Annotated in this window: 25 protein-coding genes; 10 read left to right on the top strand and 15 right to left on the bottom strand. The window is 66.8% G+C overall.

The window, feature by feature from the left end; all coding sequences use genetic code 11:
* Positions 1-22 precede the first annotated feature (22 nt).
* A complete protein-coding gene (gene alr, locus ACP69V_RS05340; RefSeq protein ID WP_426022963.1) occupies positions 23-1,084 on the top strand; it encodes an alanine racemase in 1,062 nt (353 codons plus the stop codon).
* Between the two features lie 18 nt (positions 1,085-1,102).
* Here the strand turns inward: alr and ACP69V_RS05335 are convergent, their stop codons facing one another.
* Both ACP69V_RS05335 and ACP69V_RS05330 read right to left on the bottom strand, forming a co-directional pair.
* Entirely contained in the window at positions 1,103-2,383 is a 1,281-nt protein-coding gene (locus ACP69V_RS05335; protein WP_426022962.1) for a metal-dependent hydrolase family protein, read from the bottom strand.
* A 139-nt stretch (positions 2,384-2,522) separates the two neighbouring features.
* Positions 2,523-3,152 carry a Yip1 family protein gene (locus ACP69V_RS05330; protein WP_426022961.1) on the bottom strand — a complete coding sequence of 210 codons (630 nt, stop codon included), beginning with the start codon at positions 3,150-3,152 and terminating at the stop codon, positions 2,523-2,525.
* A gap of 197 nt (positions 3,153-3,349) precedes the next feature.
* Between ACP69V_RS05330 and radA the strand changes: the two genes are divergently transcribed.
* Genes radA through ACP69V_RS05310 form a run of 4 tightly spaced genes read left to right on the top strand, consistent with a single transcriptional unit; the run spans position 3,350 to position 7,692 of the window.
* Positions 3,350-4,720: a DNA repair protein RadA gene (gene radA, locus ACP69V_RS05325; protein ID WP_426022960.1), complete on the top strand. Its 1,371-nt coding sequence runs from the start codon at positions 3,350-3,352 to the stop codon at positions 4,718-4,720.
* A 31-nt stretch (positions 4,721-4,751) separates the two neighbouring features.
* Positions 4,752-5,348 (top strand): CvpA family protein, encoded by a 597-nt coding sequence (locus tag ACP69V_RS05320; protein WP_426022959.1) that lies wholly within the window; start codon positions 4,752-4,754, stop codon positions 5,346-5,348.
* Between the two features lie 26 nt (positions 5,349-5,374).
* Positions 5,375-6,880 (top strand): amidophosphoribosyltransferase, encoded by a 1,506-nt coding sequence (purF, locus tag ACP69V_RS05315; protein ID WP_426022958.1) that lies wholly within the window; start codon positions 5,375-5,377, stop codon positions 6,878-6,880.
* Positions 6,881-6,939: 59 nt separating this feature from the next.
* Positions 6,940-7,692: an SDR family NAD(P)-dependent oxidoreductase gene (locus ACP69V_RS05310; protein WP_426022957.1), complete on the top strand. Its 753-nt coding sequence runs from the start codon at positions 6,940-6,942 to the stop codon at positions 7,690-7,692.
* 7 nt (positions 7,693-7,699) lie between these two features.
* Here ACP69V_RS05310 and ACP69V_RS05305 read toward each other — a convergent pair whose 3' ends face one another.
* Entirely contained in the window at positions 7,700-8,584 is an 885-nt protein-coding gene (locus ACP69V_RS05305) for an oxidoreductase (protein WP_426022956.1), read from the bottom strand.
* Positions 8,585-8,728: 144 nt separating this feature from the next.
* Between ACP69V_RS05305 and ACP69V_RS05300 the strand changes: the two genes are divergently transcribed.
* Positions 8,729-9,607, top strand: coding sequence for an AraC family transcriptional regulator N-terminal domain-containing protein (locus tag ACP69V_RS05300; RefSeq protein ID WP_426022955.1), 879 nt, complete (start codon positions 8,729-8,731; stop codon positions 9,605-9,607).
* 16 nt (positions 9,608-9,623) lie between these two features.
* Here the strand turns inward: ACP69V_RS05300 and ACP69V_RS05295 are convergent, their stop codons facing one another.
* The 10 genes from ACP69V_RS05295 to ACP69V_RS05250 form a co-directional block, all read right to left on the bottom strand.
* A complete protein-coding gene (locus ACP69V_RS05295) occupies positions 9,624-10,250 on the bottom strand; it encodes a methyltransferase family protein (RefSeq protein WP_426022954.1) in 627 nt (208 codons plus the stop codon).
* 124 nt (positions 10,251-10,374) lie between these two features.
* Positions 10,375-10,839: a lysozyme inhibitor LprI family protein gene (locus tag ACP69V_RS05290; protein WP_426022953.1), complete on the bottom strand. Its 465-nt coding sequence runs from the start codon at positions 10,837-10,839 to the stop codon at positions 10,375-10,377.
* A gap of 64 nt (positions 10,840-10,903) precedes the next feature.
* A complete protein-coding gene (locus tag ACP69V_RS05285; protein ID WP_426022952.1) occupies positions 10,904-11,368 on the bottom strand; it encodes an NUDIX hydrolase in 465 nt (154 codons plus the stop codon).
* Between the two features lie 4 nt (positions 11,369-11,372).
* Entirely contained in the window at positions 11,373-12,995 is a 1,623-nt protein-coding gene (der, locus tag ACP69V_RS05280) for a ribosome biogenesis GTPase Der (RefSeq protein WP_346497686.1), read from the bottom strand.
* Positions 12,996-13,026: 31 nt separating this feature from the next.
* Positions 13,027-14,406 carry a PQQ-binding-like beta-propeller repeat protein gene (locus ACP69V_RS05275; RefSeq protein WP_426022951.1) on the bottom strand — a complete coding sequence of 460 codons (1,380 nt, stop codon included), beginning with the start codon at positions 14,404-14,406 and terminating at the stop codon, positions 13,027-13,029.
* Positions 14,407-14,432: 26 nt separating this feature from the next.
* Positions 14,433-15,206 carry a tetratricopeptide repeat protein gene (locus ACP69V_RS05270; RefSeq protein WP_426022950.1) on the bottom strand — a complete coding sequence of 258 codons (774 nt, stop codon included), beginning with the start codon at positions 15,204-15,206 and terminating at the stop codon, positions 14,433-14,435.
* Positions 15,207-15,285: 79 nt separating this feature from the next.
* Positions 15,286-16,122, bottom strand: coding sequence for a 3-methyl-2-oxobutanoate hydroxymethyltransferase (panB, locus tag ACP69V_RS05265; protein ID WP_159850638.1), 837 nt, complete (start codon positions 16,120-16,122; stop codon positions 15,286-15,288).
* Between the two features lie 59 nt (positions 16,123-16,181).
* On the bottom strand, positions 16,182-16,598 hold the full coding sequence (locus ACP69V_RS05260) for a hypothetical protein (protein ID WP_426022949.1): 417 nt from the start codon (positions 16,596-16,598) through the stop codon (positions 16,182-16,184).
* Positions 16,588-17,142, bottom strand: coding sequence for an RNA polymerase sigma factor (locus ACP69V_RS05255; protein ID WP_372694399.1), 555 nt, complete (start codon positions 17,140-17,142; stop codon positions 16,588-16,590). The genes ACP69V_RS05260 and ACP69V_RS05255 overlap by 11 nt, the downstream gene beginning before the upstream one ends.
* A 24-nt stretch (positions 17,143-17,166) precedes the next feature.
* Positions 17,167-17,562: a DUF6249 domain-containing protein gene (locus ACP69V_RS05250; RefSeq protein ID WP_426022948.1), complete on the bottom strand. Its 396-nt coding sequence runs from the start codon at positions 17,560-17,562 to the stop codon at positions 17,167-17,169.
* A 170-nt stretch (positions 17,563-17,732) separates the two neighbouring features.
* On the opposite strand from ACP69V_RS05250, the gene ACP69V_RS05245 reads away from it, so the two are divergent.
* On the top strand, positions 17,733-17,972 hold the full coding sequence (locus ACP69V_RS05245) for a DUF2188 domain-containing protein (RefSeq protein WP_426022947.1): 240 nt from the start codon (positions 17,733-17,735) through the stop codon (positions 17,970-17,972).
* A 7-nt stretch (positions 17,973-17,979) separates the two neighbouring features.
* Complete coding sequence (locus tag ACP69V_RS05240; RefSeq protein WP_426022946.1) at positions 17,980-18,789, top strand: endonuclease/exonuclease/phosphatase family protein; 810 nt, start codon at positions 17,980-17,982, stop codon at positions 18,787-18,789.
* On the opposite strand, the gene ACP69V_RS05235 is transcribed toward ACP69V_RS05240, so the two are convergent.
* Positions 18,782-19,129, bottom strand: coding sequence for an ArsC family reductase (locus tag ACP69V_RS05235; RefSeq protein WP_426022945.1), 348 nt, complete (start codon positions 19,127-19,129; stop codon positions 18,782-18,784). The two genes, ACP69V_RS05240 and ACP69V_RS05235, sit on opposite strands and share 8 nt — an antisense overlap.
* Positions 19,130-20,283: 1,154 nt before the next feature.
* On the opposite strand from ACP69V_RS05235, the gene ACP69V_RS05230 reads away from it, so the two are divergent.
* Together ACP69V_RS05230 and ACP69V_RS05225 are read left to right on the top strand one after the other, a co-directional pair.
* Positions 20,284-20,829, top strand: coding sequence for an SgcJ/EcaC family oxidoreductase (locus ACP69V_RS05230; RefSeq protein ID WP_426022944.1), 546 nt, complete (start codon positions 20,284-20,286; stop codon positions 20,827-20,829).
* A gap of 430 nt (positions 20,830-21,259) precedes the next feature.
* Complete coding sequence (locus ACP69V_RS05225; protein WP_426022943.1) at positions 21,260-23,059, top strand: ATP-binding protein; 1,800 nt, start codon at positions 21,260-21,262, stop codon at positions 23,057-23,059.
* An 8-nt stretch (positions 23,060-23,067) separates the two neighbouring features.
* Here ACP69V_RS05225 and ACP69V_RS05220 read toward each other — a convergent pair whose 3' ends face one another.
* Positions 23,068-25,683, bottom strand: coding sequence for a TonB-dependent receptor domain-containing protein (locus tag ACP69V_RS05220; protein WP_426022942.1), 2,616 nt, complete (start codon positions 25,681-25,683; stop codon positions 23,068-23,070).
* Positions 25,684-25,871: the final 188 nt, after the last annotated feature.

Raw genomic sequence — 25,871 nt, 5'->3', positions numbered from 1 at the left:
GAACTTGGCGCATAAGGGCGCAATGACCGCCTCTGTCCCCGCCCCCGCCGTCCTCTCCGTCGATCTCGGCGCCCTGGCGCGGAACTACCACACGCTGGGCGCCGTCAGCGGCCAGCCGGTGCATCCGGTGGTCAAGGCGGACGGCTATGGGCTGGGCGCGCAGGCGGTGGCGACCCGGCTGATGGCCGAGGGGGCGCGGACCTTCTTCGTGGCGCGGGCGGCCGAGGGGGTGCGGCTGCGGGCCGCGCTGGGACCGCAAGGCTCTGGCGGGCCGGTCATCTATGTTCTCGACGGCTGCCACGGCGACGACGCCGAGAGGCTGCAGGCGGCGGACCTCCGGCCGGTGCTGAACCATCCCGCGCAGATGCAGGCCTGGGCGGCGGCGGGCGGCGGAACGTGCGGCCTGCAGATCGACACCGGCATGAACCGGCTGGGCGTCCGGCCCGAGGATGCCCCCGAGGCCTTCGACGGCCTGGCCCTAGTCCTGACCCACCTGGCCTGCGCCGACGAACCGACCAATCCGATGAACCGGCGCCAGCGCGACGCATTCGCGGGCGTGGTGGAGCGCTATCCGGGCGTGATCCGGTCTTTCGCCAACTCCAGCGGTTGTTTCCTGGGCCCCGATTTCGCCTTCGACACCGTGCGGCCGGGTATCTGCCTGTATGGCGGCGGGCCGGAGGGACGGCCGGATGCGCGGATCGCGCCCGTGGCCGCGCTTACGGCCCAGGTGCTTCAGGTGCGCGACGTGCCGGCGGGCGAGAGCGTCGGCTATTCGCGCGGCTTCATCGCCGAGCGCCCGATGCGGGTCGCGACCGTGGCGGCGGGCTATGCGGATGGGTTGCTACGGTCCTACTCGCCCAGGGGCGCGGTCTGGATCGCGGGCGAAACCCGACCGCTGCTGGGCCGGGTCTCGATGGACGTCTGCGCGGTGGACATCACCGGCCTGGATGTGGCGGTCGGCGATCCGGTCGAGCTGTTCGGCGCCAACCGCTTGCTCGACGATGCGGCGGCGGCGGCGGGGACCATCAGCTACGAGCTGCTGACCTCGATCACGACGCGCGTGCCGCGTCGCTACGTGGGTTAGGCGGCGCGCAGACGCTACTCAGCGCGCGTCCTTGACCACCTCGCCGCCCTTGACGACCACGGGCACGCTCTGGAGGGTGGTCACGTCGGCCAGCGGATCGCCCGCCACCGCGATCAGGCCGCCATAACGGCCGACCGACACAGCGCCCACGTCGGCCTCGCGTCCCAGGGCCTGCGACGCATTCCAGGTGGCGGCGCGGATGGCCTCGGCCGGGCTCATGCCATAGCGGACCATGACGGCGAACTGTTCGGCGTTGCGGCCGTGCGGATAGATGGCGGCGTCGGACCCGAACACCATGCGCGCCCCGGCGTCGTGGGCGCGGCGGAAGTTGTCGCGCTGGGCCTGGGCGATCTCGCGGTCCTTGCGCAGATTGTCCTCGGTGACGCCGAACTCGGTGCCCGTCGCCTGGGTGAAGTCGGTGTTGTAGATGTCCATCGACAGCCACGTCCCGCGCTCGCGCGCCAGGCGGATGCCCTCGTCATCGATAAGCGAGGCGTGCTCGATGGTGTCGATGCCAGCGCGGATAGCGGCCTTGATGCCCTCGGTCCCATGGGCGTGGGCGGCGACCTTCAGGCCCCACATATGCGCTTCATCGGCGACGGCGCGCAGCTCGGCCTCGGTCATCTGCTGCTGGCCGGGTTCGGTGTTGTTGGAGAAGACGCCGCCGGTGGCGCACACCTTGATGACCTGGGCGCCGTATTTGCGCACCTCGCGCACGCTGTGCCGCGCGGCGTCGGGGCTGTATTCGTTGCGCATCTCCATCGCGTGCGGCAGGCCGGTGTGATCGCAATGACCGCCTGTGGCGCCGAAGGAAACCCCTGCGGGGATCACCCGTGGGCCCTCGACGAAGCCGCCGTCGATGGCCTGACGCAGGGCGACGTCGGCGAAGGGCGGACCGCCCAGATTCCGCACCGTCGTGAAGCCGGCCATCAGCGTCGCGCGCGCATGCGGGACCTGCAGGATCGGCTCGAAATCGTCAGCGAACCGCAGAGCCTCGAAGCCCGCGACATAGGGGGTGCCGCCCAGGTGGACGTGCATGTCGATCAGGCCGGGCAGCAAGGTCAGGCCCGGCAGGTCCAGGCGCTTTGCGTCCGCCGGCAGGTCAGAGGGGACGCGGTCGCCGACGGAGACGATACGGCCATCGGTGATCACCACCACGGGAGCGGCGACATAGACGCCGCGTTCGACATCGACCATGCGGTCGGCGGTGACCACCAGCGTCTCGGCCCAGGCCGCGGTTGCAATCAAGGCCATCGCCAGCGTTGCTGCGCCGGCGATTGCGCGTTTGCAGAGTGTCATGAAAATCCCCATCCCCGTGATCCGCCGATCCTGCCACGGAATCGGCAGACGGGAACCGGGAAAGCGATCAGAGGCCGGTCGGGGCGAGGGCCATCAGCTAGGAGGCTGACCTCGATCCCCACCGCGCGCCGCGTCTATCTCAGTAGCCTGCGCCGATGGCGGCCAGACCAGCCGTCGAGGCGACGAAGGTCAAGGCGATGGCGCCGACGATGGCGGCCATGATGAAGCCCAGAATGAGTCCAGCGATCAGGACGACGATGAAATAGACGACCTTCTTGTCTTCCGGCACCTTCATCAGGATCGGCAGGCCCAGGAACAGCAGGACCAGGCTGTAGATGCCGCCGATGATCGACACCCAGCCCAACAGCGGGATCAGGTTGAACACGCCCGCGATCCACGATGCGGTCGAGGCATAGACCGCCAGCTTCATCGCCTGCACAGGATTGGGGGCGCCGCCGAAGCTGGATGCCAGGGCGTTGATGATCAGGCCCAGAATGAAGACGCTGGCCAACGACAGGCCATACGAGACGATGGCCAGCACCAGGGCGCTGACGATCGAGGCGTGGCCGAACACCAGACTGCCGACCAGGGTCGCGACCGGACCGATGGCGGCCAGGATCATCGCATAGCGGGTGAACAGGCTCTTGTTGGTGGCGAACTCGCCATCGATGCGCAGCCACTCGATCTTTGGCTGCAACAGGATGCCCTTGACCCTGGCGACGAGCGCCGGATCGACGGCGGGCTGGGATTGGGACGTCGGATCGGTCATGGGCGCCTCGGCGATGGATAAGGTCGGATGTTGACGTTGCGTCGCCTCAAGTAGCAAGGGCGTGCGACAGATTCTCAATACCTTGTTATGGCAAAGGTTGCACCTGCGACCGAAACTGTCGTGGATACGGCCCATGCGCAGTCGAACAGGCGGCCCAAACCGTCCGATCTGCCCCGTCCGATCTGCTAAGGAAGCCCATGGCTCGCGATTCCGCCCTCTATGTCTGTCAGTCCTGCGGCACGGTTCACGGCAAATGGTCAGGCCAGTGCAGTTCCTGCGGCCAGTGGAACACCCTGAGCGAAGAAAGCCGTTCGGCCCCGCCCGGCGCGATCAAACCCTCGGCTGCCACCTCGGCCCGGTCGCGCGGCATCCAGTTCGAGACCCTGCAGTCCGACACCCCCGAACCGCCGCGCATCACCACGGGCGTGGCCGAGTTCGACCGCGTCTGCGGCGGTGGGGTCGTGCCTGGATCGGCCATATTGCTTAGCGGCGACCCCGGCGTCGGTAAATCCACCCTGTTGCTCGAGGTCGCGGCCAAGGCGGCGCTGAAGGGATCGCGCGTCGCCTATATTTCGGGCGAAGAAGCGGTGGAGCAGATCAGGGCGCGGGCCAAGCGGATGGGTCTGGCGGACGCGCCGGTCAATCTGGCGGCCGCAACGGCCCTGCGTGAAATCCTGGGCACGCTGAAGCGCGAGCATTTCGACATCGTCATCGTCGATTCGATCCAGACCCTTTGGTCCGACGTGCACGAAAGCGGCCCAGGCTCGATCACCCAGGTCCGGGCCTGCGCCGGCGAAATGGTGCGGCTGGCCAAGTCGCAGGGCGTCGCCGTCATCCTGGTCGGCCATGTCACCAAGGACGGCCAGGTCGCCGGTCCCCGCGTGGTCGAACACCTGGTCGACGCGGTCATGACCTTCGAGGGCGAGCGCGGCTATCCGTTCCGCATCCTGCGCGCCGGCAAGAACCGCTTCGGCGCCACCGACGAGATCGGCGTTTTCGAAATGGGCGACAGCGGCCTGCGCGAGGTCGCCAATCCGTCCGCACTCTTCCTGGGCGAAGGCAAGGAACGGGCGCCCGGCGCCGCCGTCTTCGCCGGAATCGAAGGCTCGCGCCCTGTGCTGGTCGAAATGCAGGCCCTGGTGTCCAAATCCGCCTATGGCACCCCGCGTCGGGCCGTGATCGGCTGGGAGACCGGGCGCCTGGCCATGGTGCTGGCCGTGCTGGAGGCCCGATGTGGTTTCGGCTTCGGCGATCAGGACGTCTATTTGAATGTTGCGGGCGGCTTGCGCATCAACGAACCCGCTGCGGATCTCGCGGCGGCGGCGGCCCTGATCAGTTCGGCGACCGGCGTCTCTCTGCCCCAGGGCTGCGTCGTCTTCGGCGAGATCGGCCTGTCGGGCGAGGTCCGCAGCGTCGGGCGCGCCGAGGCCCGCCTGCGCGAGGCGCAAAAACTGGGCTTCGATCAGGTGCTGAGCCCCACCCTGACGGCCAAGACCAAGGGCGTGAAGGTGACGTCGGTGACGCGTCTGACGGATGTGGTCGAACGAATCTCGCAGAACCGCTATTAGACCCCGGTAGCAACCGCAGGATCCCGAACGCGTGACCGGATACGACGTCTTCGCCATTGTGGTGATCCTGTTTTCCGTCGCCGCCGGCTGGGTGCGCGGCGGGGTGCGCGAGATCATCACCCTGCTCAGCGCCACCCTGGCCGCCCTGGTGGCGCTGATCAGCCTGCCGTGGACCGCAAGCATCGGCCGGTCGTTCGTAGATCCCGAATGGGCGGGGTCGATCCTGGCGGCCGTCCTGACCTTCTTCGTCGTCTATTTCGGCCTGCGCCTGGTCGGATCGATGATCTCCAAGAGCGCCAAGGACAATCCGCACCTGGGCGGCGTCGATCGCGTGTTCGGTCTGCTGATCGGCGGCATCCGCGCCCTGGTCCTGATCGGGGCGGTGCATCTGGTCGTCGTGGCGGCCCTGCCGGGCGAGCGGACGCCGCGCTGGCTGACCAATGCGGCCCTCTATCCGGTCAGCGCCATGGGCGCCCGCGCCATCCAGATCGTCCTGCCCAGCCTCGGGCGGGGCGCCGATGCGATCACGCCGGTGGTCGATTCGTCCGTACGCAGGGGGTTTTCGGACGAGGAAGCCTTGCCCCGGACGCAATCAGAGCCTAACTCGCCGCGCGAAGCCGCCCCTTAAGTTTCCCCGGTCATCGGAGCCCCACGATGCGCCACCATATCGCCGATCCCGTCGTTCACCGCGAGCACTGGCGCGAGCCGGAGGATGACCAGCTGCGGCTGGAGTGCGGCGTCTGCGGCGTCTGGGGCGCAGACGAGGACGAAGGCTCGGCCATCGTCGCCCTGGGCCTGCACGCCCTCCAGCATCGCGGCCAGGAAGCCTGCGGCATCGCCAGCGTCAAGGACGAGCGGTTCCACACCGAACGCCACCAGGGTCTGGTGGGCGAGGCCTTTGGCGGCGCCGACCTGATGACCCGCATGCCCGGCCGCGCGGCCGTGGGCCACACCCGTTATTCGACCGCAGGCGGCAGCTTCCTTCGCAACATCCAGCCGATGTTCGCCGACCTGGACCAGGGCGGCATCGCCATCGCCCACAACGGCAACCTGACCAACTTCAAATTCCTGCACAGCCAACTGGTCAGCGAAGGCGCCATCTTCCAGTCGACCTCGGATTCCGAAGTCATCCTTCACCTGATCGCGCGCAGCCGCAAAGCCAAGATCGTCGATCGCTTCATCGACGCCCTGGCGCGGATCGAGGGCGGCTATGCGCTGGTCGCCCAGACGCGCACCAAGATGATCGGCGCGCGTGACCCGCTGGGCATCCGGCCGCTGGTGCTGGGCCAGGTCGGCGAGGCCTGGGTGCTGGCGTCCGAGACCTGCGCCCTGGACATGATGGGCGCCACCTTCGTCCGCGACGTCGAGCACGGCGAAATCGTGGTCATCGACGACAGCGGCCTGCGTTCGCTCAAGCCCTTCCCCGCGCGCGTCGCCCGCCCCTGCCTCTTTGAATACGTCTATTTCTCGCGCCCGGATTCGGTCGTGAACGGCCGCTCGGTCTATGAGGTCCGCAAGGAGATGGGCCGGGGCCTGGCCCGCGAGCTGGGCGTCGACGCCGACATCGTCGTGCCGGTGCCCGATTCTGGCGTGCCTGCCGCCCTGGGCTACGCTCAGGAAAGCGGCATCCCCTACGAAATGGGCATCATCCGCAGCCACTATCTTGGCCGCACCTTCATCCAGCCCAGCCAGGGCGCCCGACAAAAGGGCGTGCGCATGAAGCACAGCCCCAACAAGTCGGCCCTCGCCGGTAAACGCGTCGTGCTGATCGACGATTCCATCGTGCGCGGCACCACCTCGCTGAAGCTGGTTCGCGCCGTGCGCGCCGCCGGCGCGACCGAGGTCCACCTGCGCTCGGCCAGCCCGCAGATTCTCTTCCCCGACTTCTACGGCATCGACATGCCGGAGCGCGCCCAACTGTTGGCCGCCAACAAGACGCTGGAAGAGATGCGCGACCTGCTGGAGGTCGATTCGCTCGGCTTCCTGTCCATCGACGGCCTGTATCAGGCAATGGGCGAGACCGGCCGCAACAACGCCGCCCCCCAGTTCACCGACCACTATTTCACCGGCGACTACCCCACCCGTCTGCTGGATCGCGAGATTCAGGAAGGCGGCCGCGAGTTCGGCGCCAAACAACTGTCGCTGCTGGTCAGCGCCTGATCGAAGCTCGGGCGCGGCAGGCCTTGGCTTGAGGGCCAAGGCCGCGCTATCAGCGCCCCATGTCCGAACTTCCCCTGAAAGACCGTATCGCCCTCGTCGTCGGCGCCTCGCGCGGCATCGGCTATGAGAGCGCGCTGGCCCTGGCCAAGGCGGGCGCGCACGTCATTGCGACCGCTCGCACCCAAGGCGGTCTGGAAGAGCTGGACGACGCGATCTTCGCCGCCACGGGCCGTCACGCGACCCTGATCCCGTTCGATCTGGTGGACGGCGGGGCCATCGACCGACTGGGCGGGGCCATCTTCGAACGGTTCAAGAAGCTGGACATCTGGGTCCATGCCGCCGCCACCATGGGGCCGTCGGGCCTGACGCCGGTGTCCCACGCCGATCCGCGCGAGTTCGCCAAGATCGAGAAGACCAACTTCACCGCCGTCTATCGCCTGATCCGCTCGCTGGAACCGCTGCTGCGCGCCTCCGACGCCGGCCGCGCCATCCACTTCACCACCAGCGTCGCCAGCGCGCCCAAGGCCTTCTGGGGCATGTACGCCGCGACCAAGGCCGGCGCCGAGGCCCTAGTTAAGGCCTGGGCCGACGAGATCGAGAGCACGCCTGTGCGCGTCAGCATCGTCGATCCCGGCCGGATGCGCACCGCCATGCGCGCCCAGGCCTATCCGGGCGAAGACCCGTCCGGCCTGCCCCACCCGTCCGAGATCGGACCTCTGGTCGTCGAACTGGCGAACGGCGACGCCACGCCCCCGCTCACGATCCGGTTCCGAGACTGGAAGGCTGGACCGACGATGGAGGCGCTGGTCTAGGCCGGGATCAGCCCCAGGCGCTGGCGCCCGGTTCCTCACGGAAAGAGAAGTCGCCGTCGGTCGATTGCGACAGGTCGCGCCAGGTCTCAAGCTCTGTCGTCAGGCCGGCGATCTTGCTCTCGATCATGCCCACGGCGTCCGTTCCGGCCGCCCATCGCACGGGCGGATTTTCCGCATTGGCGATGGCCACCAGCGCCTGACCCAGCTTGGCCGGATCGCCCGCTTGGTTGTGGCTGCGGGCCTCATAAAACTCGCGTAGCGCCGCCGAGGCCTGGGCATAGTCGGCGATGGGATTGGCGGCGTAGACGACCGAGGTCGCGTCCAGGAAGTCGGTGCGGAAGAAACCCGGCTCGACGATGGTGACATGCACGCCGAAGGGGCTGACCTCCTGGGCGATCGACTCGCTGAAGCCCTCAATGGCGAACTTCGACGCGCAATAGATACCGCCGGACGCCCCGCCGACCATGCCCCCAACCGACGAGACGTTGAACACATGACCCGAGCGCTGGGCGCGCATGACCGGCAGGACGGCGCGGGTCATGTCGAACAGGCCGAAGACATTGGTGTCGAACTGGGCGCGGGCGTCCTGTGCGGTCGTCTCCTCGAAGATGCCGAGGTGTCCGTAACCGGCGTTATTGACCAGCACGTCGATGCGGCCGAAGCGGGCCATGGCGGCCTCGACGGCAGCGGCGATGGCGGCCGCGTCCGTGACGTCCAGCGCCACGGACTGGACGGCGTCGCTATCGGGGCCAAAGGCCTTGATCAGGGCGTCGCGGTTTCGACCGGCGACGACGACGCGGTCGCCGGCATCCAAAGCGGCGCGAGCGATGCCCGCGCCTAGGCCACGGGCCGCGCCGGTGACGAACCAGGTCTTTTGAGTGGTCGTTGTCATGGGAAATCTCCTCTGTCTGACGAGACGGAGAAGACGCCGTTTCAGCCGGATGGCGTTAGGGCGATCCGGGCGAAATCTTGCACGATCCTGTCAAACCGCCCTCGCCCGCTTGCGCGCACGCGACGACGAGCGTTGGATGTATCCATGAGCCTCTTGCCCGAAATGACCGACATCGTCGCCCGCCACGCGCCACCGGATCTGTCGCGATCGGCCGTACCTGGCCTGCGCCTGTATGGCAGCGACGCACAGACACGGATGATCGCCGTCGCCTATGATCCCATGCTGTGCCTGGTGGTGCGCGGCGCCAAACAGACGATCCTGGGCGAAACGGTCTATTCCTATCGGGCCGGCGATTGCCTGGTGGTGTCGGCGGAACTGCCTGTGTGCGGCAGCATCGTCGAGGCGCCGTATCGCGCCCTCAGTTTCGATCTGAACCCCGCCACCATCGCCGGCCTGATGCTGGAGATCGACGCCCCCGACGCCTCGGATCAGCCGCCGCCGACCGGCATCCAGGTGACCCGGCTGGAGGATGAACTGCTGGATCCCATGGCCCGCCTGCTGCGCCTTCTGGATCGACCCGGCGAGATCGCCGTGATGACGCCGATGATCGAGCGCGAACTGGTCTGGCGACTGCTCCACAGCCGGCACGCCGCTACCGTGCGCCAGATCGGCTCGGCCGAAAGCCGCCTGTCCGGCGTCAGCCGCGCCATCAGCTGGATCCGCGCCCACTACGCCGAGCCGATACGGCTGGAGACCCTGGCGGACATGGCGGGCATGAGCCTGTCCAGCTTCCACCGGCATTTCCGCACCGTGACGACCATGAGCCCGCTACAGTTCCACAAACAGGTGAGACTGCGCGAGGCCCGCGCCCGGCTGCTGACCGGTCTCGATGGCGCGGCCGAGACCGGCTTCGCCGTCGGCTACGACAGCCCGTCCCAGTTCAGCCGCGAATACACCCGCCAATTCGGCCTGCCCCCCGGCCGAGACGCGGCGCGAATGCGCGAAAGCCTGATGGTCGGCTGACGGAGCGCCGAGCCGCTTAGGGCAGGTGCGCCAGAACCCGCAGCCAGCCCTCGGCCTGGGCCAGGTCGATGGCTTCGAACAGCGGGATCGCCAGCAGGAAGACCAGACCGTCGCGGATGGTGGTCAGGAAGAAGGACGGCCGCACCGACAGTTCCGCCTCGTCGCGCCACAGGGCGAAGTTGGGCCAGAAACGCGGCGTCAGGGCCTTGTAGGCCGCATAGTCGGCGCCGAAGGTCGCGCCCAGCCAAGCCTCTTCACGGCGAACGGTCAGGTAGAAGACCGCCAGGGACGCCAGGGTGAACAGTACCGCCAGGGTCAGGCTACCGCTCTGGGCGCCGATGCCGAAAGCGCCGAAGAAGCTGAAGATATAGAGCGGGTTACGGCTGATCGAATAGGGACCGCGCGAGACGATCTCGGCCTTCTTGCGCCCGCCGATATAGAGCGAGCACCAGGCACGGCCCACGATGGCGAAGACGATGGCGGCCAGACCCACGGCCTCGATGCTTTCGTGCAGCGGACTGTCCACGCCAGTGAGGGATTGGGACACCATAGTCAGGGCGACCAGGCCGAGAAGAGCGACGAGAACCGCCGCCTTTCGCACCTTCTGAACCGCCTGAAGATCAAAAATCTGGGTCGTGGTCATGACGCGCTCCAATGCGCCAAAACCCAAGCGCCGCTTTCCCCAGCGGGGCAAGCGCTATGTTTGCGAGCGAAAATCGGTCTCGAAAAAGAAGTCAGAACAGCGCTCATCCGCTGCCCCGCGAACCTCAGTCTTCGTAGGACAACTCTTCAGATGCAGGGCGGATCGGCTCTGGCAGCTCTGGCGGCGTCGAGTCGGCGTAGGTGAGATAGTCGCGCCACACGACGTGGGTACGCTCTCGCGTCATGTCGATGCGGCAACGCAGAGCCGCCACATTGCGGATCGAGCCGCCGTTCCACTTGTCGTACACGCCCTTGCAGACAAGGTCGGCGTAGGCAGTCCACGCCGCCTGGGCCTGATCCAGATAGGCGCGTTGCGACAACGAAACCGTAGCTTTCCCCGCCCCCTGATCCGCGGCGTCCGCGTTTCGGCGGGCGGCGACGAGATAGTGATCCATCCGTTCCACCTCGCGCGACAGGTCACGCGATGCGCAGGCATTGATGGCCAGCGTGTCCTGCGCCTTCGCGCAATCGGCGGGCAGATGATCGGGGGACTGGCTGACCAGAAGGAGCGAAACGATTGTGAAGAGCATACCGGGTTCCGAGACTGAGGCACCGCACCAGCTTCACACGCCTCGCCCCATCTCGAAAGACGGTTCACAGCCCTTCTAGAATATCCGCCAACTCCGCCGGCCAGATCGTTTCGGTCGAGGCGCGAATGTCGGCGAGGCTCCACCAGCGATGCGCGACCAGAACGTCCCGCTCTTCCTCGGTCCATCCGGCGGACGACAGGTCGAAAGCCTCGGTGCGCAGCAGGAAGAACCGCTGATCCACATCGGCCATGCGACCGTCGGGCAGGCGGAAACTGACGCGGACCTGGGCGACCTCTGGGCCGGGATCCGCGACGACCAGCCCGGTCTCCTCGAACAGTTCGCGACGGGCGGCGTCCTCATAGGTCTCGCCCGGTTCGCAGCCGCCGCCCGGCGTGGCCCAGAAGGCCGTGCCGGACAGAGGCCCGTTGGAAAAGACGAAGTGCAGCAGCAGCACCCGCCCCTGCCCGTCCAGGATCAGCCAGCGCGAAGTCGGCCGATCGGGAAGGACGGGCGCGACCGCGTCGGTCACGCCGTCACTTCTTGGCGCCGCCCTTTTGGCCCGTGCGAATCCGGCCGGAGCGCGAGACCTGACGCGCGCCGCCACGGGCGCCCTTCTGGACCGCAATGGACGAGCCGGCCTTCTTGGAGGCGCTGGATTTCAGCCCGGCCAGTATCTTGGGCTGAGCCTTGCGAGTCTTCTTCTGCTCCAGCGCCTTGCCGGGCAGCTTGGACAGGGCCTCTTCCTTCTCGGCCTTCTTGATCACGCGGCGCGGCGCGGTCTTGGCGTCGCCCTTGTAGCGTTCGGGCCCCGACTTGGCGCCGCCCTCGGCATAGGGGTTCACGCCGCTAGACTTGACGTTCAGGCGGATCGGCGTGCCCGGCAGGTCGAAGCTCTCGCGGATCGAGTTGACCAGATAGCGTTTGTAATGCTCCGGCATCGACTCGGCGCGGTTGGCCATCAGCACGAAGGTGGGCGGACGGGCCTTGGTCTGGGCGATATATTTCGGCTTGATGCGCTTGCCATCCACGGCGGGGGGCGGGTGCCGCTGGGTGGCCATGGACAGCCAGGTGTTCAGATCCTTGGTCTTCACCTTGACCGACCAGGTGTCATAGGCCTGAAGCACCGCCGGCATCAGCCGTTCGACGCCGCGCCCGCTGTGCGAAGACAGCACCACGAAGGGCGAACCCTTCAGTTGAGGCAGCTTGTCCTCGGCCATGCCCTTCAGCTTGGCCATGCGGGCCTGGGGCTCTTCTTCCAGGTCCCATTTGGACGCGACATAGACCAGGGCCCGACCTTCGCGCTCGACCAGGTCGGCCAACTGCAGGTCCTGGGTGTCGAAGGCGTCGTCCTTGTCCATCATCAGGATGACGACTTCGGCGAAGGTGATGGCGCGGATGGTGTCAGCGACCGACAGCTTCTCCAGCTTCTCCTGAACCCGCGCCTTGCGACGCATCCCGGCCGTGTCGACCAGGCGGATGTTCTTGCCCTCGAACTGCCAGTCGACCGAGATGGAGTCGCGGGTGATGCCCGCTTCCGGCCCGGTCAGCAGGCGGTCGTCGCCGATCAGGCGGTTGATCAGGGTGGACTTGCCGGCGTTCGGACGGCCGATGACGGCGATGCGGATCGGCTTGTCCGGCTCGTCGATCTCTTCGATGAAGATGTCTTCGGACGCCGCGCGGATGGCCTTGTATAGATCGGCCATGCCCTCGCCGTGCTCGGCCGAGATGGCGACGGGCTCCCCAAAGCCCAGGGCGTGCGCCTCGCCGACGCCGCCGCCGCTCTCGCGGCTCTCGGACTTGTTGGCCAGCAGGATGATGGGCTTGTGCACCTTGCGCAGACGCTCGGCGAAGATCCGATCCAGCGAGGTGACGCCTTCGCGGGCGTCCATCATGAACATGACCAGTTCGGCGTCGTCCAGCGCGGCCTCGGTCTGCTCGCGCATCCGGGCTTCCAGGCTGTCGTCGGTGACGTCCTCGTAGCCGGCCGTGTCGATCAGCGTCAGATCCATGTCGCCGATATTGCCGTCGGCATAGCGCCGGTCACGGGTCACGCCGGGGCGATCGTCGACCAGCGCAAGGCGCTTGCCGACGAGGCGGTTGAACAGTGTCGATTTGCCCACATTGGGGCGGCCGACGATGGCGACCTTCAGAGCCATGTCGGCTTTCTAGCTTAGTTCGGGCTGAAAATCAGCGGATGCAGATCAGCTGACCGTTATCGGTCAGCACGTACAGGGCGCCGTTGTAGGCGGCAGGCGCGATATAGGCGGGCGCGCCCAGCTTCAGGGTCGTCTGCGCCACGCCGGTCTTGGGATCGAAGGCCACGGCCTCGCCGAACGAGTTGACCATCACCAGACGGTTGGAGGCCAGCAGCGGACCCGACCATTGCGGCGTCAGTTCGCGGTCGAAGAAGCCGAAGAAACCGCCTTCCTTGCGGATGCGTCCCTCGTTCAGCTCGCGGGTCCAGTAGATCTGGCCCGTGTCGCGGTTGACGGTGATCAGTTGGCCCGACTTGGACACCACGAAGACGGCGTCGCCGACCGGCAGGGGCGCGTTCACGCCCGTCACCGGCAGTTGCCACTTGGGTTGGCCCGAACGCAGGTCCAGCGCCGACAGGACGCCGGAGTGGCTGACGCCATAGACCATGCCGCGGCTGATGACCGGACGGCCCGCGACGTCGCGAACCTCGGACAGGGCGCTGGTGCGGCTGGTGCGCGAGAGGGTTTCTTCCCACACGGCCTGACCGTTCAGGGCGCTGAGGGCGACCAGTTGGCCCGAGGCGAAGGGCGCGACGACGGTGTTGCCGCTGACGGCCGGGCTGGAGGCCCGCATGACGCGCGCCGGCTCGGCGATGCCGCGATAGGTCCAGTCCTGGGCGCCGGTGGCGGCGTCGAAGGCGAACAACTGGCTGTCCACATCGACCACGAACACTCGGTTGCCCGACACGGTCGGCGCGCCATGGATCGGCGCGTCCACCTGCTGGGTCCAGACGACTGCGCCGGTGTTGGCGTCCAGCGCCGACATCGACCGATAACCCGAGGAGACGAACACCTTGCCGCCGCCCACGGCGACGCCGCCGCCGAAGCCGCCGTTGCGGTCACGGTCGGCGTTCTTGACGTTGGCCTTCCACAGGACTTCGCCGGTGTCGGCCGACACGGCCGAAACGGTCGATTCGCCGTCGAGCACGAAGATCTTGCCGTCTGCGGCCACGATGGGCGCCATGACGTTGCCGACGTGGGCCGAGCCCTCGCCGATGTTGCGCTTCCAGGCGATCTGGAAGTTGGGGGCGGCGATGACGTGTTCGACCAGGTTCTCGGTCGTCCCACCGGGCTGGGTCCAGGCCGTGATCGCCTGGGGTCCGGGCAGGAAGAAGTCGCGGCCCGACAGGGCGGCCGACGGGGTCAGCGTCTGTTCGAACTCCAGCACCGAAATCCGCTGGCCGGCCGATGCAGTCGCCCCCGCCTCCTCCTCGCCACCCAGGCCGAACGGCAGGTTGCGGCGCACGGTGCCGCAGGACGCGACCGTCGCGGCGACGCCGCAGATCAGCGCGACTTTCAGAACTCGGTTCATCTGGGGCGTCCTGTAAGGGGTCGTCACTATTGGGCGGCCGGGGCGGCGGCGGGGGCCGCCGCTGCAGGCGCCGAGGGGGTCATCGCATTCGCGGCGCCGGCGGCGGGCGGCGTGGCCTTGGCGGCGGCGTCGATGATGGGCTTGATCGCGCCTGCGGTGCCGGCGTCGATGGATTCCACCGCGATCTGGGCGCGTTGACGCACGGTATCCGGCACGTCCTGACCCAGTTGCAGCAGGACGAAGGCCTCGCGGGCCTCCTTGGTCTTGCCGTGTTGCAGACGCGCCAGGGCCAGGGCTTCCTGGGCGAAGGCGTGCAGCGGACGGTCGTCTTCGGCCAGCGGCGTCAGGCGGGCCTCGATATCGGCGAGCGGCGCGGTGTCCATGATCAGGAAGGCGGCCTTCAGCGCGGGCGGATCCGACAGCAGCGGATCGCTGGACGCCTTGGCGGCTTCGTCGAACAGGCGGACGGCGTCGGGGAACTTGTTGGCGCTGACGGCCAGGCCGGCCTGCTGTTGCAGGGCCATGACCTTGTAGGCGCCGTTGCCTTCCTTGACCGCTTCCTCGAAGGCGGCGCGGGCGTCCATCGGCTTGTCGGCCCTCAGGGCCTCCATGCCGCGATCATAGGCCTCGGCGGCCTTGCCGGCCTTGCTGGAGTTGAGGCTGTCCCAGCCCCACCAGCCCAATGCGCCGATCAGGGCGACAACCAGCACCACGCCGAAGACGGGCAGCCAGGTCTTGGCCAGACGCTTCAACTTGTCGGAGCGAAGCTCCTCCTCGACCTGCTCGAAGACATCAACCACTGAAACGTCGCCCCAAAATCGCGAAATGCAAACCGGCGCGGACCCTAGAAGGTCGGCACCCCGCCCGCAACGTCGTCCGTTACTGCGAAGCCGGCTTTTTCGAGAAGTAGGTCTCGACTTCGGCAGGAAAACGGCGGGTTTTCACATCAGCGGCGAAAGCGGCGGCCGCGCGGTCGATCTCAGTGCGCAGATCGGCGTATTTGCGCACGAACCGCGGGGTCCAGTCGAACATGCCCAGCATGTCGTTGATCACCAGCACCTGACCGTCGCAGGCGGCCGATGCGCCGATACCGATGGTCGGCGTGTCGATGGTCTCGGTGATTTCGCGCGCCAACGATTCGGCGACGCCTTCGATGACGATGCAGAAGGCGCCCGCCTCTGCCGTGGCCTTGGCCTCGGCCATCACCCGTTCACGCTCGTAGTCGGTGCGCCCCTTGGCCTTGAACCCGCCCTCGGCCAGGATCGCCTGGGGACGCAGGCCCACGTGGCCCATGACCGGTATGCCGCGCTTGACCAGGAAGGCGACGATCTCGGCCAGTTCGATGCTGGTCTCCAGCTTCACCGCCTGGGCGCCCGTTTCCTGCATCACCCGCACGCAGTTGGCGTAGGCGACCTCCTTGCCGCCCTCGTACGAGCCGAACGGCATGTCCACGACCACCATGGCCCGCTTGGCGCCCCGCATGACCGCCTGCCCGTGCAGGATCATCATCTCCAGGGTGACGCCCACAGTGTTGGGCAGGCCGTGAACCGCCATGCCCAGGCTGTCGCCGACCAGCAGCACGTCGCAGTGCGGGTCCAGCAGCGCGGCCATCGGCGCGTCATAGGCGGTCAGGCAGACGATCGGCTCGCCGCCCTTGCGACCGGCGATATCGGGAACGGAGATCCGCTTGACGGTCTCCTGCGTTTGAATGGACATCCGGCGGGCCTCCTGTCTGAACGCAGTTCAGATAGGCCCGCCCGCCGGCGAAGTCACCTTCAGACGTCCTGCGACAACCGCGCCGCGCCCGCCGCCAGCGCCGCAGCCATGGCCCCGGCCACGATCCAGAAGGCCAGAACGCCGGTGCTGCCGGACAGATCGACCGAGCCGACACCCAGACCTTGAAGACCCAGGCCGTCCAGTCCCGACTGGGCCGCGCCCTGCGCCGTCGCCGCCGCCGCGCGAATTCCCTGGTCCAGGGTCGTCTCGCCGCCAGAGGCGAAGTTCACGCTCAACCCCTCGCGAATCGCCAGCGTCCCCCCGATCAACCCGGCCGCCGTCAACGCCAGCACCCGCCAGCGCGACTGCTTCTCCATCCGCGCCTGCAGCGTCGCCAGGAACAGGGCCTCGTCCGCCAGTCGTGGGCTTTGCGCGAACATCCGCTCGATCATCGGATCGAATTCATCAGCCGACATGGATCGACCTCCCGTCGCCCTGCGCCGGTTGAAGCCGCGCGCGAAGTTTATCCAGACCACGTTTGACATGGGATTTCACCGTTCCGAGCGGCAAATTCATGGCCGCCGCGATTTCGGGATGGGACATCCCCGCGCCGTGGCACAGGGACACGCACACCCGCTCGGTTTCGTTGAGCGTCTTCAGCGCCTCATCCAGATCCATCAGACCGCCGCGATCGACCACGACATCCGCCTGATCCGTCTCGACCTCGGCCACATAGCGGGCCTCCTTGGCGACCCGCTTCAGATAAAGCCGCGCGGCGATCTTCTTGATCCAGCCCGCAAAGGTGCCCTGCCCCCGAAACTCCGAGCAACGCTGGAACCCTTGCAGAAAGGCGTCCTGCGCCACGTCGTCGGACAGGGACGGCGTGGCCCCCATCCGTCGCAGCAGCCCCCGCACCGCCGACCCGTGCCGCCGGACCAGTTCGCCATACTCGCGCCGCCCGCCGGCCGCCGCCTGGGCGGCCAGCTCGACATCGTGAAAGTCTCTGAGTGTCTTGACCATGACGTTTCCCCCTTCCGGCGGACGTCAGTCTTTGTTCGGGTTGAAGAAGCCCAGGATGATGAAGGCGACGCCGATGGCGGCGGGAATGCAGGCCAGGCCCAGCAGAGGCCCCTCGCCGTTTCCGCCCCATTGGCTGGTGAAACCGCCGACCGTGAACGCAAATCCGGCGATGCCCACGCCGCTCGCCAGGCTGAGAACGCCCTTGCGAATATCCTTGCTGCGCGATGGCAGCCCCTTCTGAACGTCCTTGGTCATGGCGTCGATCAGCTCGGGCGGCAGGGTTTGGCCCTTGTCCACCGCGTGGCGGACGGTCAGTTGCACCTCGCGCCGTTCGCGGCTCTTCAGATAGCTCGGGCCGACCACCACCGCGACGATCGAGGCGAAGATGGTGAAAACGATGAAGACCGGGGTCCATTCCATAACGGTTCTCTCTTTGTGTGCAGCAGCCTGATGCGGCGGCCTTCTGATCACAAGAGGCTGCAGGGCGCCTCCACGGATGCGCCGCCTTACGTGAAATCTTCGTAAGGTCGCCGTTCCAGCCGGCGCCGGTTCGGTCTAGGGTCCGAACATCAACCTCAGGAGCGCGTCCCATGGCCCATGTCACCTATCGCATCGTCGAACACGACGGCGGCTGGGCCTATATGTCCGGCGGCACCTATTCCGAGACCTATCCCACCCATGACGACGCCAAGGCCGCCGCCGTCCGCGTCTCGCGCGAGCAGCGCGTTCCGGACGAGACCGCCTCCATCGAATATGCGACCGCAGACGGAACGTGGGTGACCGAACGCGCCGACGGCCACGACCGCCCCGTCACGGACGTCGAGGGCTGAACACGGCGTGATCGGGCGTCGCACCCTTCTGGCCGCCGCAGCGTTCGCGCCGCTGGCGGCCTGCGCCACCACCCCGGCGGCGCGCCCGGCCGCTGGGCTAAGGCTCGTCACCTTCAACATCTGGCACAATCTCGGCGACTGGACCGCCCGCCGCCCGCTGCTGATCGCGGCGCTTAAGGCCCAGGACGCCGATGTCATCGCCCTTCAGGAAGTACTGGAGGATGCGAACGTCGGTCTGGAGAACCAGGCCCGCATGCTGGCGCGCGAGCTGGGCGGTTATCACGTCGCCTTCGTCTCGACCGATCCCGAGGGGGCGCCGCGCCGATACGGCAACGCCCTGCTCACCCGCCGGCCGGTGCTGGCCGAAGACTCCATCAAGCTGGACCCGCTGGACGACTTCCGCACCGCGCTGCGTCTTCGCGTCTCGGTTCAGGGGCGGCCGGTCGATGTCGTCGTCACCCATCTGGCCTGGCAGCCCGACGCTGGCCCGGTGCGCGCGCGCCAGATCTCGTCCCTGCTCAGCTGGCTGCCGCAAGAGAGCGTGCCGCTGATCGTCATGGGCGACTTCAATGCGCCCCTGGAGGATTCAGGCCTGGCGACCCTGACCGGCCCGCGCTTCCTCAGCGCCCTGCCCCGTGATTCGGTCGCCACCACCCTGAACCCGGCCAAGGGTCACCCCGACCGCGTCATCGACCACATCTTCGTCGAGCCGGAGTTCTTCGTCGCCGTCGAGGCCCACGTCTTCGGCGATGCACCCACGAACGGCGAATACCCCTCGGACCACTTCGGCGTCGCCGCGACCGTCCGGCTCAGGTGAGCGCGGCGGCATAGACCTCGGGCTTGAACCCCACCAGCCGCCGATCCCCCAGGTCCAGCAACGGCCGTTTGATCATCGACGGCTGCGCCAGCATCAGCGCGATCGCCTTGGCCTTGTCGATGTCCGCCTTGTCCGCATCCGGCAGCTTTTTGAACGTCGTCCCGGCCCGGTTCAGCACCGTCTCCCACCCATGCTCGTCGATCCACAGCCCCAGCTGCGCCGCATCGACCCCGGCCTTCTTGTAGTCATGGAAGACAAAATCGACCCCCTGCTGCTCCAGCCAGACCCGCGCCTTCTTGACCGTGTCGCAGTTGGGAATGCCGTAAAGGGTGTAGGTCATGGGTGTCTCGAAGGTCGGTTTCGTGCGGGCGATTTCATAGCCGATTTCGACCCACAGCGGACATTATTGGGCGCGAGACTGGCTCCCATCTCAGATTACAGATGGGTCGGTTTGTCCAAGGGTCCCTAGAATGCTCAGAGCAATTTCGATCGCGTGTGCCGTCCTTTCGTGGCCCGCACTGGCGATGGCACAGGAGCCGGATGCTGTCTCGCCGCCGCGCTATGGTATGCGCGCCAGCTACGATCATGCTCCGCAAGGCGCCTTGGTCATAGCCTTTGCCCGCAACGATCCTGCCAGGTGGATTACGGAATTTTGGGTCGTGTCTTCCGGGTGGATGCGTGAGGGCGTTGATCCGGTTGTTTTTGCGCGACGCGCGCTCGACTCTTGGGACGGCCAAGAACAGATCAAATGGGCGGATAGCCGGGATTGCCCTGGGCTTGTCGAAGCGCTGTTGAGCGCGAACGAGTTGCGGGTGCCTGGATTGATCGTCCCGTTGGACGATCAATCCAGATCACAGGCGCGAGAGGCGGGCTACTCCAATCCTCCTGCGCCCGACGGCGTTGGCCCTCACGTCTTCTGGGCACCCGGTCGTGGACCGGCCGGTTTGGAGGTTCAATTCTCCACATACGGCGGACCTTGGGTCGAGTGGAGCAACACCACCGCGTCCGTCACGGAGTCGTGCTGGCAGTCCCAGCGTCCGCCGTATCCTGAACGGGGCTAATGCTGGGACGACCGCATGAAGGCCGCTTCTCGCTCCGCAGCACACGTCCGCTTTCCACCCCTAGCTGACATTAGAAATGTCCGTCTTGAGGTGTGGATTCCGCATAGGACCAGGTTGATATCGACAACGGCCTTCACGCCTCTCCCATCCTAATCCTGCAACCGATCCGCAGCTTTTTCAGTCGCTTCGGAGCCACCATCGTCAATCGACCCGGCACCCTTCAACACCGGCCTATAATCCCGGCCGGTCTTTGAAAACGTCAACGCCATCGAGTTGCACTTTCTTGCACCTTGCACTGTTTTCGCCGTCGCAATGCAACTTCGCCTGTCGTCGATTTCAGACGAAGTGCACAGATTGCACCCTGTTTTTCCGCGCCGCGTCAGGCCGACGAACCACATGCCCTGCGAATAGGGGATTGCGAAGATAACAGTGTATGGTGAAACCTCTTCTGGAGAAGATCGCCATGGATCGCCGAAGTTTCGTCGCCGTCGCCTCGATGGGCGCACTGATCAGTTCCTCCGCCTCCGCCGCCACCACGATCGACGATGCGAGGGCGGTTTCGGCCCTCCTGACCGAATATCAGGCGTCATGGAACGCCGGCGACGCCGCCAGAATGTTCCGCCTGGCCACCGATGACATTCACTGGGTCAACATCGTCGGCATGCACTGGCAGGGCAAGGCGCAGGCCGAACTGGCGCACCGGGTTTATCTGGAGACGATGTTCCGCAGCGTGCCGCTGACCCTCGAAGAGGTCGAGAGCATCGTGCCCCTGGGCGCCGATGCGCTGATCGTCGTCGCGCGCTGGAACATGGGCGCCTTCACGCCCCCGGATGGACAATCGGTCCCGCCTTCAAAGGACCGGATGTCACTGGTTCTGCACCGCACAAGCGCGGGGCTTCGGATCGCCCATGGCGCCAATGTGCAGATCAATCAGGCCGTTCAGCAGTTCGATCCGGCAAAGGGTAAACGGCCCGCCTGAGCGGTCGGCACAGCCGCTTCCCATCCCAAGCTCGCGACCGACCCGCTGCGTTTTCAGACCCCTGGGATCCAGCAGCGTCAATCGACCTGACGCCCCTTCAAACCGCGCGATGATCCCGGCCGGTCTTTGAAAACATCAGCGCGCTCGCAAATTGCACGGTTTTGCACTTTGCACTCGTTTTCGGGGTGCAGCTCAATTTCGTCCGCCGCCGATTTCAGACGAAGTGCACAGATTACACCCTATTTTCGGGATGGTCCGCCTCGGGTCGATACTCAACAGCGGCCCCTGCCCTCAGTCGCCCTCGCCTCTGCTGGCCTGCGCCTCCGTGACATTGTGTCCACGCCCTGAAGGATCATCCTGACAAGGTTGGAAAGACAATGTTCATCGTGCGGTTCTACGACAGCTCGGACATCACCATACGGTTCCGTACATGAAAATCCACGCCGCCTTCACGCGCTTAAGGGCCTTGATGAAGACCCGCGCGGGGCGCTCCGCCGCGCTGATGATCGGCACGATGACGGCGATGATGGCTGCGATGGTTTTCGTGGTTTTCAGCAACCTGTCCACCATCCAGACCGCCGACCGCTCGTTGCAGCATACGGCCGACGTCGAGAAGGCCGCCGCCGACCTGCTCGCTGCAGCGCTGGATCAGGAAACCGGCGTCAGAGGCTATTCCGAAAGCAATGGCGACCGGGCCTTCCTGCAACCCTATGTCGCCGGCGAGCAGGAATTCGCCTATGGTCTGGCCACCCTGTCGCGGTTGACGGCGGACAACGCTTCGCAAACCATCCGGCTGAACAAGCTTCGTCTGGCCATGGTCCGGTGGCGCTCCATCTACGCCGACCCGCAACTGTCGCGGCCGCAAAGCGAGGCCCGAGATCCGGCCTTGGCCGAGCACGGCCGCGTGGCCATGGACGATCTGAGACGGTTGGTGGGCGACCTTCGGGCGGAAGAGGCGGCGCTCACGTTGGAACGCGAGGATGCGCGTGACCGGGCCTATGCATCCGCCCGTCTGACAGTGGCCGGCGTCGCGCTGGCGGCGCTGGGACTGGGCGCCAGTCTGGCCATCTGGGCGGTTCGGGCATCAGCACGCCGAGAACGCGAGACCCTCGCCTACGCCAAGGCCAAGACCCAAACCCTGGCGATCGTCAGCCACGAAATTCGGACGCCGCTGAACGGCATGCTGGGCATGCTGCAAGTCATGGCCAGCGAACCGATCCCCCCGACGCAGAAGGAGCGCCTGGAGGTCGCGCTGGAATCCGGGGAGACGCTGACGGCTCTGCTGAACGATCTGTTGGACGCATCGAAGATCGAGGCCGGCCGCCTGGAACTGTTGGACGCGGATTTCGATCTGACACGGCTGCTGGCCCGCATGGATGCGGCCTTCGGCGAGGTGGCGCGCAAGAAGGGCGTGGTCTTGCGGCTCGACGTGGCCCCAGACGCCGCTGGCGACTGGATCGGCGACAAGGTCCGCATCGGCCAGATTCTGGCCAACCTGATCTCAAACGCCGTGAAGTTCACGGACAAGGGCGAAGTGCTTGTGTCCGTCAGCGCCTTGGGCGCGGGCGGTCTGCGCATTGCGGTGCGCGACAGCGGCGTCGGCATGGACGAGACCACACAGGGGCGCCTGTTTGCACCCTATGTCCAGGCGAGTGCGGAAACGGCCCACAAGCACGGCGGCACGGGTTTGGGCCTTTCGATCTCTCGCTCTCTTGCGCGGATGATGGGCGGCGACATCACGGTTGAAAGCGAACCGGGCCAAGGCTCGTGCTTCACCGTCGAGCTTCCGTTGTCGCGGGGCAAGGCCGTCATGGCCGACGCGGACAGCAGACCTGTCCTGGCCGATCTGCGCATCCTTGCGGCCGACGATAACGCTGTGAACCGCCGGGTTCTGTCCGCAATCCTGCCGAACCTTGGCATGCAGGTGACTGTGGTGAACGACGGCGATCAGGCGGTCGCGGCCTGGCGTGACGGCTACTATGACCTGGTCCTGCTGGATCTGCGCATGCCGATCTGCAACGGATTCGAGGCCGCCCGTCGCATTCGCGCCGAAGAGACGCCGGGACAGCGCACCCCGCTGATCCTGTTGTCCGGCGATGTCTCCACCGAGGTGCGCCGGCAAGGTGTGGACGCCGGGTTGGACGGCTTCGTCGCCAAACCGCTGGAAATCCACACTCTGATCGAGGCGATCACCGCAGCCCTCCCTCCCGTCAGGCGCCTGGCGGCCTGACGATCCGATCAGAACCGTTTCGTCAGGCCGAAGCTGAACACACGACCGCGCGGATCGGCCACGACCGGGTCGTAACCCAGGGCGAACTGGGCCAACGGCGGCGCCTTGTCGGCGACATTGACCACCCCAACCGCCAGATCCAGATCGGCGCCTATGGTGCGGCTGTAGAGCAGATCGACCGTCGTCTGGCTGGCGATGCTGGCGTCCGTGATCCCGCTGCGGTCGTTGGCGTAGGCGTCGGTATAGTGGACCAAGGCCGTCATGGCGTGGGCGCCGCCGCTCCAGCCCAGCGAGAACTCCCCGCGATTGCGCGGCAATGACCGGCCGATGTTGTTCAGATTGGTCGAGCCGACGCCCGACACCTGGGCCGCCGAGGCGTTCAGCCGGATGTCGTAGGCGTCCACGTAGGTCCAGGTCGCAGCGGCCGACGCCTCCCCGCGCCACAGGCCGTGGCGATAGCGGGCCGACAGGTCGATCCCTTGCGTCTCGATGGATGAGGCGTTGACGAAATAGAGCTGGACGAAGGTCAGGGCGCCGCTGGGCGAGCGGGTGATGCGGCCCTGCGCATCGGTGCCGGTCAGGCCCCCGGCCGTGTCCGCCGCCGCCTGATCGATGATGGCCTGCGCCGATTCCTTGATCACCTGGTCCGTATAGTCGAACCGCCAGGCGTCCAGGCCCAACTCCAGCCCATCGATGGGTTTCCACAACGCGCCCAGGCTGAGGCTCTCGGACTTCTCGGGCTTCAGGTCGGCCCGACCCGAGGTCAGGGTGTTGACGAAGACGAAGGCGCCTCGGTCGAACACCGACGGCTGCGACGCCTGGGCGCCAGCCTGCGCATAGACAGACGGGGCGCGGAACCCCTGCCCCCAGGACGCTCGCAGGGCCAGGGCGTCGCTGACGTCCCAGCGGATGGCGGCCTTGGGGCTGAACCGGCCCTCGTCGCCGTCGTAGGACTCGTAGCGCCCGGCCAGTTGCGCCTCGATCCGGTCGCCCAGATGGAGCCGCGCCTCGGCGAAGGCGGCCAGCGCCTCCTGATCGCCTTCGAAGTCGGGCGACACGCCCGCCGTCAGCAAGTCGCCCGCATTGACCAGATCGCTCCAGTCGTGGCGGAAGGCGCTGCGGCGATACTGCGCGCCGACCGCGACATCGACCGACCCGCCCGCCCAGGCATAGGCCTCGCCGCTGGTCGAGGCGTCTGCGGTCGTCAGTGTCGAGGCGCCCCGCAGGCCGGTCGAACCGATCAAACTGTCGATCAACGCCCAGCTGTTCGCCGTGCCCGTCCCCAGATAGGCGCTGCCGAACGGGTTGAAATACTGACAGGCGCCGACGCCGGGCGCGCCGGTCGCCGGGTTGCAGCCCGCTCCGCCCAGGCCGTTCAGGGCGTTCTGCAAGGCGCTGCCGATGGTGTCGGGCTTGTCGTAGACGACGTGCTGACGGCTGCTGGTCGCGCTCAGGTTCCAGGTCCAGCCGTTGGAAAAGCGCCCGTCCAGACCGCCGGCGATGCGCCAGGTCCGATAGTCGAACTCGGCCTGCGACGCCCCCGCCTCCGCGCCCAGCAGACGCCCCCGGAACAGGACCGCCTCGCCGAACGGATTGTCGGGATGCGACGCCGGAACCGTCAGCGACCGCGCCAGGATCGGCAGCGACGGCGACTGGCGCGCGATGGTGTTCGTCGCCGACCACGCCGCCTGCAACGACAGGGTCATGTCGCCCACCGGCCGACGATAGTCCGCGAACGCTTGCGTCCGCGTCTCTTCCGGCGTCAGGTCGAAGAAGTCGGAATAGTCCAGCCGGCAAAACGAATCCGTCGGCGAGTTCAGATAGGCGCTGGAGAACGCCGGATCGCCGCACGACGGATCGGGCGAGAACCCGTTGCGGCTGGGGCGGAAATAGGATCCCGGCTGGCCATAGCTGGTCACGGCGGTCCAGGCAGCGCGGCCATAGCGTTCGGCCTGGGTGAAGTCCCGCTCGTCCGATCCCAGGGCCGACCGATGGAAGTGCGAGGCCGCCAGCGTCAGGTCGCCGCCAAGTAGCTTCAAACCGCCGACAGCCTCGATCACGCTCTCTTCCGACCCGTCGGCGACGGCGTATTTGGCGCTGACCTCGGGCCGGGTCACATCGCGACGCGTGATGAAGTTGACCACGCCCGCCACCGCATCCGAACCATAGACGGCCGAGGCGCCGTCCTTGACCACCTCGACCCGCTGAAGCGCGATCATCGGCACGAGCGAGTTGATATCGACGAAGGCCGAGCCATCGACCGCCACCACCGCGCTGTTGGTCCAGCGCTGGCCGTCGACCAGCACCAGGGTCGAACCCAGGCCCAGGTTGCGCAGGTTGAACTGGGCCGTGCCCGAACTCTGCGGCTGGTTCAGTTGATCGACCTGGGCTTCCGAGCCCGAGTTGGCGGCGACCAGGCGGACCAGTTGTGACGCGTCGGCGACTCCGGCGGCGGCGATGGTCTCGCGTCCCACCGTCTCGACCGGCGCGATCCGGTCCCCGCCCGGGATCCGCGAGCCGGTAACGACGATGTCCTCGACCTGAGACGCCTCCTGCGCCTGGACAGCCGAGGCCGCCAGCCACGCGACCGAAGCCGTCGCCATCAGAAATCTGCGCTGCGTCATCTCGTGCTCCCCGCGATCAGTGGCGGGCTTCTAGCCAGCACCAAGGATTTGCGAAAGATCAATTTTGCAGTTTTGCAAATTCGACTGCGGCTGAGACCTATCGCGCCATTGATCCGGCGATGTAACCGGTTACGGTGCGGCAAAACGGAAACGGCCCAAAGAACGGGCCAAGAAAACGGGCAAGGGAA

The organism is Brevundimonas sp. PWP3-1b1 (assembly GCF_049896065.1).
In the GTDB taxonomy this organism is placed as follows: Bacteria; Pseudomonadota; Alphaproteobacteria; order Caulobacterales; family Caulobacteraceae; genus Brevundimonas; species Brevundimonas intermedia_B.
Note: the sequence above shows the minus strand (reverse complement) of the source record. Positions and strands in the feature narration are given on the sequence as shown.